Origin of the sequence: uncultured Intestinibacter sp. (assembly GCF_902468165.1) — a bacterium.
Lineage (GTDB): Bacteria > Bacillota > Clostridia > Peptostreptococcales > Peptostreptococcaceae > Intestinibacter.
In genome coordinates this window covers 16,676-32,686 of record NZ_CABQXJ010000026.1, presented here as the reverse complement: position 1 = coordinate 32,686, position 16,011 = coordinate 16,676, and the positions used below count along the sequence as shown (strand labels likewise).

Genomic DNA, 16,011 nt, shown 5'->3' with positions numbered 1-16,011 from the left:
TGTAGTTTTACCGTGGTCAACGTGTCCGATAGTTCCTATATTAACATGTGGTTTATTTCTTTCGAATTTAGCCTTTGCCATTTTGAAATCCTCCTAAGTAATTATTTTGTTTATATATTTTTTATAAGACGAGGACGAATCCTCGTCTTTTATTTATTTTTTATTTAAATAGATATTATCTACCTTCAGCTATTTTTTTAGCTACACCAGCTGGAACTTGTTCGTAGTGGTCGAATATCATAGTGTAAGTAGCTCTACCTTGAGTAGTAGATCTTAATTCAGTTGAGTAACCGAACATTTCTGAAAGTGGAACGAATGCATTTATAACTTGTGCACCTGCTCTAGCTTCCATACCTTGGATTAAACCTCTCTTAGAGTTTATTCCACCCATAACATCTCCCATGTATTCTTCTGGAGTAACAACTTCAACTTTGAAGTATGGTTCAAGTAATACTGAATCACCTTTCTTTAAAGCTTCCTTCATAGCCATTGAACCAGCCATTTTGAATGCCATTTCTGATGAATCGACTTCATGGTAAGAACCATCGTATAATTCAACAGCAACGTCAACTACAGGATAACCTGCAACAACACCGGCTTGCATAGCACCTTGGATACCCATATCAGTTGGTCCAACATATTCTTTAGGAACAGATCCACCAACAGTTTTGTTTTCGAATACGTATCCAGCACCTGGCTCTTGTGGAGTAACTCTAAGTTTAACGTGTCCGTATTGTCCTCTACCACCTGATTGTTTAGAGTATTTGTACTCAACATCAACTGGTTTAGTTATTGTTTCTCTGTAAGCAACTTGTGGAGCACCAACATTTGCTTCAACTTTGAACTCTCTTAATAATCTATCAACGATGATTTCTAAGTGTAACTCACCCATACCACCGATTATAGTTTGTCCAGTTTCTTCGTCAGTTCTAACTCTGAAAGTTGGATCCTCTTCAGCTAATTTTTGAAGAGCAGTACCCATTTTTTCTTGAGCAGCTTTAGATTTTGGCTCTATAGCTACGTCTATAACTGGTTCAGGAAATTCCATAGATTCAAGTATGATAGCATTGTTTGGATCACATAAAGTATCTCCAGTTGTAGTATCTTTTAAACCTACTGCAGCAGCTATATCTCCTGCATAAACTTCAGTTATTTCTTGTCTTGTATTAGCATGCATTTGTAGGATACGTCCTATTCTTTCTCTCTTGTTCTTAGTAGCATTTAATACGTAAGAACCAGATTCTAAAGTACCAGAGTAAACTCTGAAGAATGCTAATTTACCAACGAATGGGTCAGTCATTATTTTGAATGCTAATGCTGAGAATGGTTCTTCATCAGAAGCATGTCTTTCAGCTTCAGTTCCATCTGGTAATACACCTTTTATAGCAGGTATATCAGTTGGAGCTGGTAAGTAGTCTATAACAGCATCTATAACTGGTTGAACACCTTTGTTTCTGTAAGCAGTACCACAGAATACTGGGTTCATTTCACATGCTATAGTAGCTTTTCTTATAGCAGCTTTTATTTCTTCTTCAGTGAATTCTTCACCTTCAAGATATTTCATCATTAATTCTTCATCAGTTTCAGCAACTGCTTCAACTAATTTTTCTCTCCACTCAGCAGCTATTTCTTTCATATCTGCAGGGATTTCAGTTTCGTCCATAACAGTACCAAGATCATCTTCGTATATTATAGCGTCCATTTTAACTAAGTCTATTATACCTTGGAATGTATCTTCTTTACCTATTGGTAATTGTACAGGTACAGCATTAGAACCTAGTCTATCTTTCATCATTTCTACAACGTTGTAGAAGTTAGCACCAAGTATATCCATTTTGTTAACGAATGCTATTCTTGGAACTTTGTAAGTTTCAGCTTGTCTCCATACGTTTTCAGATTGAGGTTCAACCCCACCTTTAGCACAGAAAACAGCAACTGAACCGTCAAGAACTCTAAGAGATCTTTCAACCTCAACTGTGAAGTCTACGTGTCCTGGAGTATCTATTATGTTTATTCTATGATCTTTCCAAGTAGTAGTTGTAGCAGCAGAAGTTATTGTTATACCTCTTTCTTTTTCTTGCTCCATCCAGTCCATTTGAGAAGCTCCTTCGTGAGTTTCTCCTATTTTATGTGTACGCCCAGTGTAGAACAGGATTCTTTCAGTAGTTGTAGTTTTCCCTGCATCTATATGAGCCATGATTCCTATATTTCTAGTTCTTTCCAAAGGAAAATTTCTAGCCATGGTTATCCTCCTTAGATATCTCTAATATTTCGTAAATCCTAGTTGAATTCTTATATTAGAATCAAATTAGAATCTGTAGTGAGCAAATGCTTTATTTGCTTCAGCCATTTTATGAGTATCTTCTCTTTTCTTAACTGATGCTCCTGTATTGTTTGCAGCATCCATTATTTCTCTCGCAAGTTTTTCTACCATACCTTTTTCCCCACGAGCTCTTGTGTATGTTACTAACCATCTAAGACCTAAAGTTTGTCTTCTGTCTGGTCTAACTTCTATTGGAACTTGGTAGTTAGCTCCACCAACTCTTCTAGCTTTTACTTCTAAAACTGGCATTATGTTATCCATAGCTTTGTTGAATACTTCTAAAGCTTCTTCTCCAGTTTTTTCAGCTATTATATCAAAAGCATCATAAACTATTTTTTGTGCTTTTCCTTTTTTTCCGTCTATCATTAAGTTATTTATTAATTTTGTAACTACCTTACTTCCGTATACTGGATCTGGTAATACGTCTCTTTTTGGAACATTACCTTTTCTTGGCATTTTGCTTCCCTCCTTAATTATTTTTATCTTAAATCATAGGTACTCGACATATTATCACAATGCCGTATGCCATAAATATATATATATTTAAAGCACCGCACTATAATATTTCAATTTAGTAAACTCTATTATCTATTTTTTAGCAGCTTTAGGTTTTTTAGCACCATATTTAGATCTTGCTTGCATTCTCTTATCAACACCTGCAGTATCTAATGTACCTCTTAATATATGGTATCTAACCCCTGGAAGGTCTTTAACTCTTCCTCCTCTTATAAGAACAACACTATGCTCTTGTAAGTTGTGTCCTTCTCCTGGTATATAAGCAGAAACTTCTATTCCGTTTGTTAACTTAACTCTGGCAACTTTTCTTAAAGCTGAGTTAGGTTTTTTAGGAGTAACTGTTTTTACTGAAGTACAAACTCCTCTTTTTTGTGGTGAACTTGCATCAGTTGTTTTTTTGTTTAAAGAGTTGTAACTCTTTTGTAATGCTGGAGCAGTAGATTTTTTTAATAAGTCTTTTCTACTCTTACGAACTAATTGGTTAATTGTTGGCATCATCGGCACCTCCCTCTTCTAAAATTTCGATCTTTTAATGATCGCCAACTAAATCGGATATTCCTACCGATTTCCGTAGTTAAATGTTCGTTACATACACAAACATTTAATAGTTTGGTACTTAATAGTTCTTTAATTATATTAAAGCTCACTTAAAAGTTTACCCTAAACAGTAATTTAGAGTAAACTTTTAAATTCGCACTTTTACATTTTAACATCACATACAGTACATGTCAAGAATGTTTATATAACAATTCTTATAAAGATTCTTCTTCTATTTTTTCAACTGCTATGTTTCTGTATTTTTTCATTCCTGTTCCTGCTGGTATTAATTTACCTAATATAACATTTTCTTTAAGTCCTATTAGGTGGTCTTCTTTACCTTTTATAGCAGCTTCTGTTAAAACTCTTGTAGTTTCTTGGAATGATGCTGCTGATAGGAATGAATCTGTAGCAAGAGATGCTTTAGTTATACCAAGTAAAACTCTCTTAGCAACAGCTGGTCTTAATCCTTGAGATTCAGCTTCTTCGTTACATTCTTGGAATGTTAATACATCTTCATAACCACCTGGTAATAAATCTGTATCTCCTGGATCTTCAACTTTAACTTTAGATAGCATTTGTCTAACAATTACTTCTATATGTTTATCGTTGATATCAACCCCTTGAAGTCTATACACTCTTTGAACTTCTTTAACGATGTATTCTTGAACTCCGCCGATACCTTTAACTCTAACTATATCGTGTGGATTTATAGAACCTTGAGTAAGTGGATCACCAGCTTCAACAAGTTGACCTTGTTTTACTCTGACTCTTGATCCATATGGTATTTGGTAAACTTCTCTTTCACCTTCTTTAGGTACTACTATAACTTCTTTTCTCTTACCAGTTTCGTCTATTTCAACTCTACCAGTTATTTCAGATATTATAGCTAAACCTTTTGGTTTTCTAGCTTCGAAAAGCTCTTCAACCCTTGGAAGACCTTGAGTTATATCTCCTCCGGCAACCCCACCTGTATGGAATGTACGCATTGTAAGCTGAGTACCAGGTTCACCGATTGATTGAGCTGCGATTATACCAACAGCTTCACCGATATTAACTTCTTTACCAGTAGCTAAGTTTCTACCGTAACACTTAGAACAAACACCATGATGAGTTTTACAGTTAAGAACAGTTCTTATGTTAACTTTTTCGATACCTGCATTTATTATAGCTTCAGCATCGTCTTCTTGTATCATTGTGTCTGCTTCTACTAATACTTCTCCAGTTTCTGGGTGAAGTATAGCATCTCTAGTGTATCTTCCTACTATTCTATCATATAAATCTTCTATTGCTTCATTTCCATCTTTTATAGCAAAGATTTCTGTTGTTTCTTTAGTACCACAGTCATAATCTCTAACTATAACATCTTGACTGACGTCAACAAGTCTTCTTGTTAAGTAACCTGAATCGGCTGTACGTAGCGCTGTATCGGCTAACCCTTTTCTGGCACCGTGTGAAGATGTGAAGTATTCCATTACTGATAACCCTTCACGGAAGTTAGATTTAACTGGGATTTCAACTGTTTTACCAGATGCATTGGCCATCAGACCACGCATACCAGCTAACTGTCTTATCTGGTTCTTAGAACCTCTGGCTCCTGAATGTGCCATGATGTAAATGTTGTTCATTCTTTCAAGACCATTCATTAGCTCGTCTGTAACTTTTTCAGTTGTTTTAGTCCAAGTATCTATAACTTTTTCGTATCTTTCTTCGTCAGAGATTAAACCTCTTCTGAATACTTTTTCGTATTTTTCAACTTGTACTTCAGCATCTTTGATTAATGCTTGTTTTGTTGCAGGTATTTTCATATCAGCAACTGCAACTGTTATACCACCTATAGTTGAATATTTAAATCCTAGTGATTTAATATGGTCTAAAACTTCAGCAGTTATAGTGTTTCCATGTCTTCTGAAACATTTATCTATTATCTTACCTAAAGCTTTTTTATCAACTAAGTAATCTATTTCTAATCCGAATGGATCTTCTTCTCTGTTTACGAATCCTAAGTCTTGAGGTATATTTTCATTGAATATGAATCTACCTACAGTACTTTCTGTTATTCCAACTCTACCATCTTCTAAAACAATTCTCATTTTTACTGTTGAGTGTAATTCAACGGCTTTAGTTTGGTAAGCCATCATTAATTCGTTAAAGTCTTTGAATACTGTTCCAGTTCCTTTTTCTCCTCCTTGAGATTCTATTGTTAAGTAGTAACATCCTAGAACCATATCTTGAGATGGAGTAGTTATTGGAGAACCATCTTTTGGAGCAAGTATATTATTTACAGAAAGCATTAAGAATCTTGCTTCTGCTTGTGCTTCTACTGATAAAGGTACGTGTACCGCCATTTGGTCACCGTCGAAGTCGGCATTGTATGCTGTACAAGCTAGTGGATGTAATCTTATAGCTTTACCTTCAACTAAAACTGGTTCAAATGCTTGTATACCTAATCTATGAAGAGTAGGGGCACGGTTAAGTAAAACTGGATGGCTCTTAATTACTTCTTCAAGAACATCCCATACTTCTGGTTTTACTTTTTCTACTAATGATTTAGCACTTTTTATATTATGTGCATAACCTTCTTTAACTAATTTATCCATTACGAATGGTTTGAATAATTCAAGAGCCATTTTTCTTGGAATACCACATTGGTAGAATTTAAGATCTGGTCCAACAACTATAACTGAACGTCCTGAGTAGTCAACACGTTTACCAAGTAAGTTTTGACGGAAACGACCTTGTTTACCTTTAAGCATGTCTGATAAAGATTTTAATGGTCTATTTCCTGGTCCAGTAACTGGTCTACCTCTTCTACCATTGTCTATTAGAGCATCTACTGCTTCTTGAAGCATTCTTTTTTCATTTCTAACGATGATGTCAGGAGCTCCAAGCTCTAATAATCTTTTTAATCTGTTATTTCTGTTTATAACTCTTCTATATAAGTCATTTAAGTCAGAAGTAGCGAATCTACCACCATCTAATTGAACCATTGGTCTTAAATCTGGTGGGATTACTGGAATAGCTTCAAGAATCATCCATTCAGGTTTATTTCCTGATTTTTTGAATGCTTCTACTACTTCTAATCTTCTTATTGTTCTAACTCTTTTTTGACCTGTACTGTCTTTTAAATCATCTCTTAATAATTTACTTTCTTGTTCAAGGTCAATTTTCATTAATAATTTTTTAACTGCTTCAGCACCCATACCAACTTCAAAAGTATTTCCGTATTTTTCGTAATTACTTCTAAATTCTTTTTCAGTTAATAATTGTTTTTCGTTTAGTCCAGTTTCGCCTGGATCTATAACTACATATGAAGCAAAGTATAGTATTTTTTCAAGAGATCTTGGAGACATGTCTAATAATAGACCCATTCTACTTGGGATCCCTTTGAAGTACCAGATATGAGACATAGGAGCTGCAAGCTCTATATGTCCCATTCTTTCTCTTCTTACTTTAGATTTTGTAACTTCTACGCCACATCTATCACAAACTACACCTTTGTATCTAACTCTTCTATATTTTCCACAATGACATTCCCAGTCTTTTTGTGGTCCAAATATTCTTTCACAGAATAGACCGTCTTTTTCTGGTTTTAAAGTACGGTAATTAATTGTTTCTGGTTTTTTAACTTCTCCTCTAGACCATTCTCTTATACGTTCTGGAGAGGCTAAACCTATTTTTATCGACTCGAAATTGTTTAATTCAAACAAGGAGTTCTCTCCCTTCTATTTGATATTTATTTTATTATAAAACTATATTTCAAAATCACTGTTGTCTTCATCGCCAAAGCCACTGAAATCAAAATTTAAATTATCGTCTACTTCTTCAACATCATAATCCATATCTTCTACTAAATCTTCGTCAGCATCATCAAGATCTTCTATAACGTGAGATTCCTCAACTTCTCTTTCATCGCTAACTAGACTTAATTCGAAGTTTCCATCAACTTCATCATCTAAATCAGTTGATTCTCTAACTTCTAGTTCTTCGTCTTCTTCACTAAGAACTTTAACATCAAGACATAAACTTTGAAGTTCTTTTATAAGAACTTTGAATGATTCAGGTATTCCTGGTTCAGGAATGTTTTCACCTTTAACTATTGCTTCATAAGTTCTTACACGACCTACTACGTCGTCTGATTTAACAGTAAGTATTTCTTGAAGTATGTGTGCAGCTCCGTATGCTTCTAGAGCCCAAACCTCCATCTCACCGAATCTTTGTCCACCGAATTGTGCCTTACCACCAAGTGGTTGTTGAGTTACTAGTGAGTATGGTCCTGTACTTCTTGCATGTAATTTTTCATCAACTAAGTGATGTAGTTTTAAGTAGTACATGTATCCTACTGTTATTCTGTTATCAAATGTGTCACCTGTTCTACCATCATATAATGTTAATTTACCGTCTCTTGGGTAACCTGCTTCTTCTAAAGCATCCATTATATCAGTTTCTTTTGCACCATCAAATACTGATGTAGCAACATGCCATCCTAATTTCTTAGCAGCAAGTCCTAAGTGCATTTCAAGTACCTGACCGATATTCATACGAGATGGTATACCTTGTGGATTCAGAACTATATCCATAGGTGTTCCGTCTTCCATAAATGGCATGTCTTCTTCTGGTAATACTCTTGAGATAACCCCTTTGTTACCATGACGTCCGGCCATTTTATCTCCGACTTTTATTTTTCTCTTCTTAGCTATATAACATCTAACTAATTCGTTTACACCTGGTGATAAATCATCACCATTTTCTCTTGTAAAGACTTTAACGTCAACTATTATACCTGATTCACCATGAGGTACTTTTAGAGATGTATCTCTAACTTCTCTAGCTTTTTCACCGAAGATTGCACGAAGTAATCTTTCTTCAGCAGTAAGTTCAGTTTCTCCTTTTGGAGTTACTTTACCAACTAATATATCTCCTGAATCTACTTCAGCCCCTATTCTGATTATACCTCTGTCGTCTAAGTTTTTGATTGCACTTTCACCAACGTTTGGTATATCTTTAGTTATTTCTTCTGGTCCTAGTTTTGTATCTCTAGCTTCACATTCATATTCTTCTATATGAATAGTTGATAATCTATCTTCTTTTACAAGTCTTTCATTAATTAAAACGGCATCCTCGTAGTTATAACCTTCCCAAGTCATAAACGCGATTAAGCAGTTTCTACCTAATGCTATTTCACCTAAATCTGTAGCTGGACCATCGGCTATAACATCACCTACTTTAACCTCTTCACCTTTGTTTATGATAGGTGTTTGGTTTATACAAGTACCGTGGTTTGAACGCTTGAATTTAAGTAATTTATATCTATCTCTATTTCCGTCTTCTCTTTTGATTACTATTTCATCAGCTGTTACTCTTTCAGCTATACCACTGTTTTTAGCAACAACAACAGCACCAGAGTCTTTTGCAGCTCTGTACTCAACTCCTGTACCTATGATTGGTGCTTCTCTTCTCATTAGAGGCACTGCTTGACGTTGCATGTTGGCTCCCATTAGGGCTCTATTGGCATCGTCATTTTCAAGGAATGGTATCATAGCAGTTGCTATAGATACAACTTGTTTAGGAGATATATCCATGAAGTCAACTCTTTCAGTTGGAACAAGTTCAACTGTACCATTTACAGTTCTACATACAACCTTTGAGTTTATGAAGCTACCATCTTCATTTAATGGTTCATTTGCTTGCACTCTTATGAATAAATCTTCTTCATCTGCAGTAAGATAATGTATCTCATCTGTCATTTTTCCTGTTTCTTTATCATATTTTCTGTAAGGAGATTCGATGAATCCATACTCATTTATTTTAGCATAAGTACTCAGTGAGTTTATAAGACCGATATTTGGTCCCTCTGGAGTCTCTATCGGACACATTCTACCGTAGTGAGAATGATGAACGTCACGCACTTCGAATCCAGCTCTTTCTCTTGAAAGACCTCCTGGTCCTAATGCTGATAATCTTCTTTTATGTGTTAACTCAGATAATGGGTTAGTTTGGTCCATGAACTGAGATAACTGTGAACTACCAAAGAATTCTTTGATAGCTGCTGAAACTGGTCTTATGTTCACTAATGCTTGTGGAGTTATAGCTTCCATGTCTTGAACAGTCATTCTTTCTCTTATAACTCTTTCCATTCTTGAAAGACCAATTCTAACTTGGTTTTGTAATAATTCCCCAACTGATCTTATTCTTCTGTTACCTAAATGATCTATATCATCTATGTTTCCTATACCGAAGAATAGGTTGAATTCATAACTTATAGACGCAATTATGTCGTCTAATAATATATGTTTAGGAATTAATTCTTTTCTTCTTATTTTAATGCTTTCTTTTATTTCTTCTTCATCACTATATTCATCTAAAATTTCTTTTAATGTTGGATAGTGAACTTTTTCTTTTATATTTAAATCATCTATATCAAAATCTATATGTGCTTTTATATCAACAAAGTTATTTCCTATTACTTTGACTTTTTTATCTTCGTCAGTTTTTATAGTAACTGTGTTAATACCTGAATTTTGTATCTTCCAAGCATCATCATAACTTATTTTTTCATCAGCTTTTACGAAAACTTCTCCAGTTTCTGGGTTGATTATATCGTCATAAGCTACTCTATTCATTATTCTATAAGCTAAAGCAAGTTTTTTATTGAATTTATATCTACCTACTTTTGCTAAATCGTATCTTTTTGCATCAAAGAACAATGCATTGATTAATGAAGATGCACTTTCAACTGTTGGTGGTTCGCCTGGTCTTAATTTTTTATAAATTTCAACTAAACCTTCCTCAACATTTGTAGTGTTGTCTTTTTCTAATGTTGCCATTAGTCTTTCATCTTCACCTAAAAGTTCTATTATTTCAGCATTTGTTCCTATTCCTAAAGCTCTTAATAATACTGTAACTGGTTGTTTTCTTGTTCTATCCACTCTAACAGAAATAACGTCGTTAGAATCAGTTTCATATTCTAACCAAGCACCTCTATTAGGTATAACAGTAGAAGATATTAGTTTTTTACCAGTTTTATCTCTTTCTAGAGCATAATATACACCAGGTGATCTAACTAATTGACTTACGATAACTCTTTCCGCTCCGTTTATTACGAAAGTCCCTCTCTCTGTCATTAGCGGGAAGTCTCCCATAAATACTTCTTGTTCTTTTATTTCTCCAGTTTCTTTATTAATAAGTCTTACTTTTACTTTTAGAGGCGCACAATATGTAGCATCTCTTTCTTTACATTCTTCAATGTCATATTTAGGCTTATCATCTAGAGAGTAATCTACGAACTCTAATATTAAATTACCTGTATAATCCTCAATTGGAGAAATATCATTAAAAACTTCTTTTAAACCTTCTTCTAAAAACCACTTATAAGAATCTACTTGTATTTCTATAAGATTTGGTAAATCAGCTATTTCCTTTATTTTAGAAAAGCTCATTCTCTTTCTCTTACCTATCGTGACAGGATATGGCATTCACTTTTCACCTCTCAATAATTAAAAATAAAACCATTGTCATACTAAACGCATCTAGTAATTTTAGCACATTTCTTATTTTTTTTCAATATTACATAGTATATAATTTAAAATTTATATATCTTCAAATTTATATACTATATATATTGAAATTAAAATAAACAAATATGCATAAAAACCTTACTCTATTTAGTATGCACATAATTTTATGTATTAATTCCATTTTTTCGTAATTTTTTTATAAAGTTGAGAATAGAGAATACAAAACGAGGTTGCCTTATATTCTCTATTCTCAACTTTATTTCTTAAATTTATTAATAAATTCAAAAAAGGTGTCCTACCGAGACACCTTTTTCTTAAAAAAATTATTTAAGTTCTACTGATGCACCAGCAGCTTCTAATTTTTCTTTTATTTGTTCAGCTTCTTCTTTAGAAGCTCCTTCTTTAAGAGTTTTAGGAGCGTTGTCTACTAAATCTTTAGCATCTTTTAATCCTAAACCAGTTACTTCTCTAACTGCTTTTATAACTCCAACTTTTGATGAACCAGCACCTGCTAATATTACATCGAATTCAGTTTTTTCTTCAGCAGCAGCAGCTCCACCAGCAGCACCAGCAACCATTACTGGAGCAGAAGCAGATACACCGAATTTTTCTTCAGCAGCTTTTACTAATTCATTTAATTCTGTAACTTTCATTTGTTCTATAGCTTCTAATATTTGTTCTATTGTCATTTTTAGCACCTCCGAATTTTTTCACTAATTTTTATTATTTATAATCTTATTTTCTAAATTTAACTGACAATTAAGCTTCTTGACCTTCTTGTTTTTTCACTAGAGCATCTAGTAAATATACGAAGTTTGACATTGGAGCTTTTAAGCTTCCAAGTAATTTTGCAAGAAGAACTTCTCTTGGTGGTATATTTGCGAACTCAACTATTTGAGCTTCGTTGTAGAATGTTCCTTCTACTACACCCATTTTTAATTGCATTTTTGGATGAGCATCCATAAATTCTTTTATAACTCTAGCTGGAGCTATTGGATCGTCATAACCGAATGCTATAGCATTAGTTCCAACTAATAACTCATCGTTGAATTCAGCTATTCCAACTTCTTTAGCAGCTCTTCTTACTAAAGTGTTTTTATAAACTTTGTATTCAACACCAGCTTCTCTCATTTTCTTTCTTAACTCTGTAACTTCTTCAACAGTTAAACCTTTGTAGTCAACAACTATTGTAGAAGATGATTTTTGTAGTTTTTCAACTATTTCAGCAACAACTTGTGATTTCATTTGTATAGCTTCTCTCATCAGTGTGCACCTCCTTCGCAAAAGTATATTCACCGTACAATTAAAAAAGCTTTTATTTCTAACACAATGGTAGACATAAAAGCTCTAGTTTCATTTATCTAAAACCTCGGCAGGAAATTAAGCTCTCGCACCTACTGTCTACGGCAAATCTATTCGTTTTTAACATCAACAAGAGATATTATAACATTTGTGTTTGACTATGTCAATAAATATTATTCAGATACTCTTGCAGGATTTATTTTTACTCCAGGTCCCATAGTTGAAGTAACTGTTACACTTCTTAAGTATTGACCTTTAGCAGCAGATGGTTTAGCTTTTATTATAGCGTTCATTAAAACGTTGAAGTTTTCAGCTAATTTTTCTCCACCGAAAGATACTTTACCTATAGCAACGTGGATTATGTTGTTTTTGTCTAATCTGTATTCAACTTTACCAGCTTTTATTTCTTCAACAGCTTTAGTAACGTCGAATGTAACTGTTCCTGATTTTGGGTTTGGCATTAAACCTTTTGGTCCTAATACTCTACCTAATCTACCTACTACACCCATCATGTCTGGAGTAGCAACTACTACATCAAAATCGAACCAGTTTTCTTTTTGTATTTTTTGTACTAAGTCTTCAGCACCTACGAAATCTGCTCCTGCAGCTTCTGCTTCTTTAGCTTTTTCACCTTTAGCGAAAACTAAAACTTTTTTAGTTTTACCAGTTCCGTGAGGTAATACTATTGCACCTCTAACTTGTTGATCAGCGTGTCTTGAGTCAACACCTAATTTAACGTGAGCTTCAACAGTTTCATCGAATTTAGCAGTAGCTATTTCACTTACTAAAGTTAAAGCTTCTTTAGAATCATATAATCTGTTTCTATCTATTTTTCCTAATGCTTCTACATATTTTTTGCTTTTTTTAGCCATTTTATAAATCCTCCTTGTGGTTATTGTCGGCATTCGCCTCCCACTTCTAACGAAGTGTCTAATTAAAATCTAATTAAAATTAGTCTTCTACTACGATACCCATACTTCTAGCAGTACCAGCTACCATGCTCATTGCAGCTTCTACTGATGCAGCATTTAAGTCAGGCATTTTTAATTCAGCTATTTCTCTTATTTGAGCTGAAGTTAATGTTGCAACTTTGTTTTTATTTGGCTCACCTGAAGCTCTATCTAAACCAGCAGCTTTTTTAAGTAATACTGCAGCAGGTGGAGTTTTTGTTATGAATGAGAATGATCTATCTTGGTATACAGTTATAACAACTGGTATTATCATTCCTGCTTGATCTGCAGTTTTAGCATTGAATTCTTTAGTGAATCCCATTATGTTAACTCCGTGTTGCCCTAATGCTGGACCAACTGGTGGAGCTGGAGTAGCCTTTCCTGCAGGTATTTGTAATTTTATTTGACCTATAACTTTTTTAGCCATATTGATCGCACCTCCTCAAATTTCTTCCAACTATATTGTTTCTATGCTTTTTAAATCCAATTCTAATGATACTTCATTACCAGTAGATGAATTCATGCACACTTTTACTGTCTCGTTTTTAAGATCGATCTCTTTTACAATTCCGCTTTGTCCTTTGAATAAACCGTCACGAACGTTGATTACTTCACCAACTTCGATTTCAGTACGTTTTTCGCCTATTTTATCTAAGTCGATACCCATAGACTTAACTTCTTCTTCACTTAGTGGAACTGGTTTAGATCCTGGTCCTACGAATCCCGTAACACCTTTTGTATTTCTTACAATATACCATGATTCGTCAGTTATTATCATGTTGATAAGAACGTAACTTGGGTATATTTTTCTTTGTCTTACTTTTTCTTTTCCTGTTTTTGTAGTTTCAATTACATCTTCAGTAGGGACAATGACTTGTTTTATATAATCTTCCATTCCCCTGTTTTTAACTGTATTTTCTATGGTAGCTTTAACTTTATTTTCATGTCCTGAATAAGTATGAACTACATACCATTTTGCATCTTGTATTTCCGACATTTACATTCTCCTTTTTTCTATTTTATTATTAGCGCTAAGGCTCCTGATAGAAGCGTATCTAAGGCCCATACTAAAATAGTAAACGAAATAATTGTAGCTAAAACTATACCTGTGTTCTTTAGTAACTCTGTCTTAGTTGACCAAGTTACTCTTTTTAATTCTGCTATAGTTTCCTTAATATAAGTAACTAAACTGAATCTTTTCTTAGTAGATTCATTTTTTTTGACTTCCTGAGTTTTCATAATATTACTCACATCCTTAAAATATAACTATTTTGTTTCTTTATGAGTAGTATGTTTTTTACAGAATTTACAATATTTTTTTAATTCTATTCTGTCTGGGTTATTTTTTTTGTTTTTTGTAGTGTTGTAGTTTCTTTGTTTGCATTCAGAACATGCTAAAGTAACTCTTACTCTCATTTGCTACACCTCCAACTTTTAATACAATAATATATATATATTGTTATATAATATTTTGAAATTAATTATCAAAATACTATTACCTTCCTTTAACCATTACTTTGTATAAGTTATCACAAATTTAAAGTTGTGTCAATGTTTTTGTTTGTTTATTTACTAAAAAAAGAGGAGTCAAAAAACCCCTCTTTTCTCTATATATCTGAAAAATTAATTATCCTATTATAGATTATTCTATTATAGATGCTACAACACCAGATGCTACTGTTCTACCACCTTCTCTTATAGCGAATCTTAATCCTTCTTCTACACATATTTTGTTTATTAAGTCAACTTCTATAGTTATGTTGTCTCCTGGCATAACCATTTCTGTTCCTTCTGGTAATTTACAAGCACCAGTTACGTCAGTTGTTCTGAAGTAGAATTGTGGTCTGTATCCATCGAAGAATGGAGTATGTCTTCCACCTTCTTCTTTTTTAAGAACGTATATTTCAGCTGTGAATTTAGTATGTGCATTAACACTACCTGGTTTAGCTAAAACTTGTCCTCTTTCTATATCAGTTCTTTGAACACCTCTTAATAATGCTCCTATGTTATCTCCAGCTTCTGCGCTGTCTAGTAATTTTCTGAACATTTCTATTCCAGTTACAACAACTTTTCTAGATTCTTCAGTTAAACCTACTATTTCAACTTCGTCTTGAACTTTTAATTGTCCTCTTTCAACTCTACCTGTAGCAACAGTACCTCTACCTGTTATAGAGAATACGTCTTCTACTGGCATTAAGAATGGTTTGTCAACATCTCTCTCTGGAGCTGGTATATATTCGTCTATTATTTCGAATAATTCTACTATTTTGTCTCCCCATACGCTTGATGGATCTTCTAAAGCTTTTAAAGCTGAACCTCTTATTATTGGAGTATCATCACCTGGGAATTCATACTCGTCTAATAATTCTCTTATTTCCATTTCAACTAATTCTAATAATTCTTCGTCATCTACCATATCACATTTGTTTAAGAATACTACTATGTATGGTACACCAACTTGTCTAGATAATAATATATGTTCTCTAGTTTGTGGCATTGGTCCATCAGTTGCAGAAACAACTAATATAGCACCGTCCATTTGAGCAGCTCCTGTTATCATGTTTTTAACGTAGTCAGCATGTCCTGGACAGTCAACGTGAGCGTAGTGTCTGTTTGGAGTTTCATATTCAACGTGAGCAGTTGATATAGTGATTCCTCTTTCTCTTTCTTCTGGAGCTTTATCTATGTTAGCGAAATCTACAGCTTCTCCTAATTGATATCTGTCATATAAAGTTTTTGTTATTGCAGCTGTTAATGTAGTTTTACCGTGGTCAACGTGTCCGATAGTTCCTATATTAACATGTGGTTTAGTTCTCTCGAATTTAGCCTTTGCCATTTTGAATTACCTCCTAAATAATTTATTATG

13 protein-coding genes and 1 other annotated feature are annotated in these 16,011 nt (G+C 33.8%); all 13 genes read right to left on the bottom strand.

What is annotated here, in order from left to right; genetic code table 11:
• Window positions 1–175 precede the first annotated feature (175 nt).
• A complete protein-coding gene (gene fusA / locus RDX53_RS06610) occupies window positions 176–2,242 on the bottom strand; it encodes an elongation factor G (RefSeq protein WP_195930789.1) in 2,067 nt (688 codons plus the stop codon).
• A 66-nt stretch (window positions 2,243–2,308) separates the two neighbouring features.
• Complete coding sequence (rpsG, locus tag RDX53_RS06605) at window positions 2,309–2,779, bottom strand: 30S ribosomal protein S7 (RefSeq protein ID WP_007285282.1); 471 nt, start codon at window positions 2,777–2,779, stop codon at window positions 2,309–2,311.
• Between the two features lie 132 nt (window positions 2,780–2,911).
• On the bottom strand, window positions 2,912–3,334 hold the full coding sequence (rpsL, locus tag RDX53_RS06600; protein WP_007285281.1) for a 30S ribosomal protein S12: 423 nt from the start codon (window positions 3,332–3,334) through the stop codon (window positions 2,912–2,914).
• A 257-nt stretch (window positions 3,335–3,591) separates the two neighbouring features.
• Window positions 3,592–7,086: a DNA-directed RNA polymerase subunit beta' gene (rpoC, locus tag RDX53_RS06595; protein ID WP_195930790.1), complete on the bottom strand. Its 3,495-nt coding sequence runs from the start codon at window positions 7,084–7,086 to the stop codon at window positions 3,592–3,594.
• A gap of 42 nt (window positions 7,087–7,128) precedes the next feature.
• On the bottom strand, window positions 7,129–10,851 hold the full coding sequence (gene rpoB / locus RDX53_RS06590) for a DNA-directed RNA polymerase subunit beta (RefSeq protein WP_295734859.1): 3,723 nt from the start codon (window positions 10,849–10,851) through the stop codon (window positions 7,129–7,131).
• A 365-nt stretch (window positions 10,852–11,216) separates the two neighbouring features.
• Complete coding sequence (rplL, locus tag RDX53_RS06585; protein ID WP_195930792.1) at window positions 11,217–11,582, bottom strand: 50S ribosomal protein L7/L12; 366 nt, start codon at window positions 11,580–11,582, stop codon at window positions 11,217–11,219.
• 70 nt (window positions 11,583–11,652) lie between these two features.
• Entirely contained in the window at window positions 11,653–12,156 is a 504-nt protein-coding gene (gene rplJ, locus RDX53_RS06580; protein ID WP_195930793.1) for a 50S ribosomal protein L10, read from the bottom strand.
• A gap of 33 nt (window positions 12,157–12,189) precedes the next feature.
• Window positions 12,190–12,318: a sequence feature (ribosomal protein L10 leader region), on the bottom strand.
• A gap of 50 nt (window positions 12,319–12,368) precedes the next feature.
• Entirely contained in the window at window positions 12,369–13,067 is a 699-nt protein-coding gene (gene rplA / locus RDX53_RS06575) for a 50S ribosomal protein L1 (protein WP_195930794.1), read from the bottom strand.
• Between the two features lie 79 nt (window positions 13,068–13,146).
• Entirely contained in the window at window positions 13,147–13,572 is a 426-nt protein-coding gene (gene rplK / locus RDX53_RS06570) for a 50S ribosomal protein L11 (protein WP_195930795.1), read from the bottom strand.
• Between the two features lie 30 nt (window positions 13,573–13,602).
• Entirely contained in the window at window positions 13,603–14,142 is a 540-nt protein-coding gene (gene nusG / locus RDX53_RS06565) for a transcription termination/antitermination protein NusG (protein WP_195930796.1), read from the bottom strand.
• A gap of 17 nt (window positions 14,143–14,159) precedes the next feature.
• Window positions 14,160–14,384, bottom strand: coding sequence for a preprotein translocase subunit SecE (secE, locus tag RDX53_RS06560; RefSeq protein WP_195930797.1), 225 nt, complete (start codon window positions 14,382–14,384; stop codon window positions 14,160–14,162).
• Between the two features lie 27 nt (window positions 14,385–14,411).
• Window positions 14,412–14,561, bottom strand: a complete 150-nt coding sequence (rpmG, locus tag RDX53_RS06555) for a 50S ribosomal protein L33 (protein WP_195930798.1) — start codon at window positions 14,559–14,561, stop codon at window positions 14,412–14,414.
• Between the two features lie 226 nt (window positions 14,562–14,787).
• Entirely contained in the window at window positions 14,788–15,981 is a 1,194-nt protein-coding gene (gene tuf / locus RDX53_RS06550) for an elongation factor Tu (RefSeq protein WP_307993881.1), read from the bottom strand.
• Window positions 15,982–16,011 lie beyond the last annotated feature (30 nt).

What these genes read in the sequence shown, in the direction of transcription:
- fusA (WP_195930789.1), bottom strand. Translation starts at nt 2,242, where the DNA reads ATGGCTAGAAATTTTCCTTTGGAAAGAACTAGAAATATAGGAATCATG.
- rpsG (WP_007285282.1), bottom strand. Translation starts at nt 2,779, where the DNA reads ATGCCAAGAAAAGGTAATGTTCCAAAAAGAGACGTATTACCAGATCCA.
- rpsL (WP_007285281.1), bottom strand. Translation starts at nt 3,334, where the DNA reads ATGCCAACAATTAACCAATTAGTTCGTAAGAGTAGAAAAGACTTATTA.
- rpoB (WP_295734859.1), bottom strand. Translation starts at nt 10,851, where the DNA reads ATGCCATATCCTGTCACGATAGGTAAGAGAAAGAGAATGAGCTTTTCT.
- rplL (WP_195930792.1), bottom strand. Translation starts at nt 11,582, where the DNA reads ATGACAATAGAACAAATATTAGAAGCTATAGAACAAATGAAAGTTACA.
- rplJ (WP_195930793.1), bottom strand. Translation starts at nt 12,156, where the DNA reads ATGAGAGAAGCTATACAAATGAAATCACAAGTTGTTGCTGAAATAGTT.
- rplA (WP_195930794.1), bottom strand. Translation starts at nt 13,067, where the DNA reads ATGGCTAAAAAAAGCAAAAAATATGTAGAAGCATTAGGAAAAATAGAT.
- rplK (WP_195930795.1), bottom strand. Translation starts at nt 13,572, where the DNA reads ATGGCTAAAAAAGTTATAGGTCAAATAAAATTACAAATACCTGCAGGA.
- nusG (WP_195930796.1), bottom strand. Translation starts at nt 14,142, where the DNA reads ATGTCGGAAATACAAGATGCAAAATGGTATGTAGTTCATACTTATTCA.
- secE (WP_195930797.1), bottom strand. Translation starts at nt 14,384, where the DNA reads ATGAAAACTCAGGAAGTCAAAAAAAATGAATCTACTAAGAAAAGATTC.
- rpmG (WP_195930798.1), bottom strand. Translation starts at nt 14,561, where the DNA reads ATGAGAGTAAGAGTTACTTTAGCATGTTCTGAATGCAAACAAAGAAAC.
- tuf (WP_307993881.1), bottom strand. Translation starts at nt 15,981, where the DNA reads ATGGCAAAGGCTAAATTCGAGAGAACTAAACCACATGTTAATATAGGA.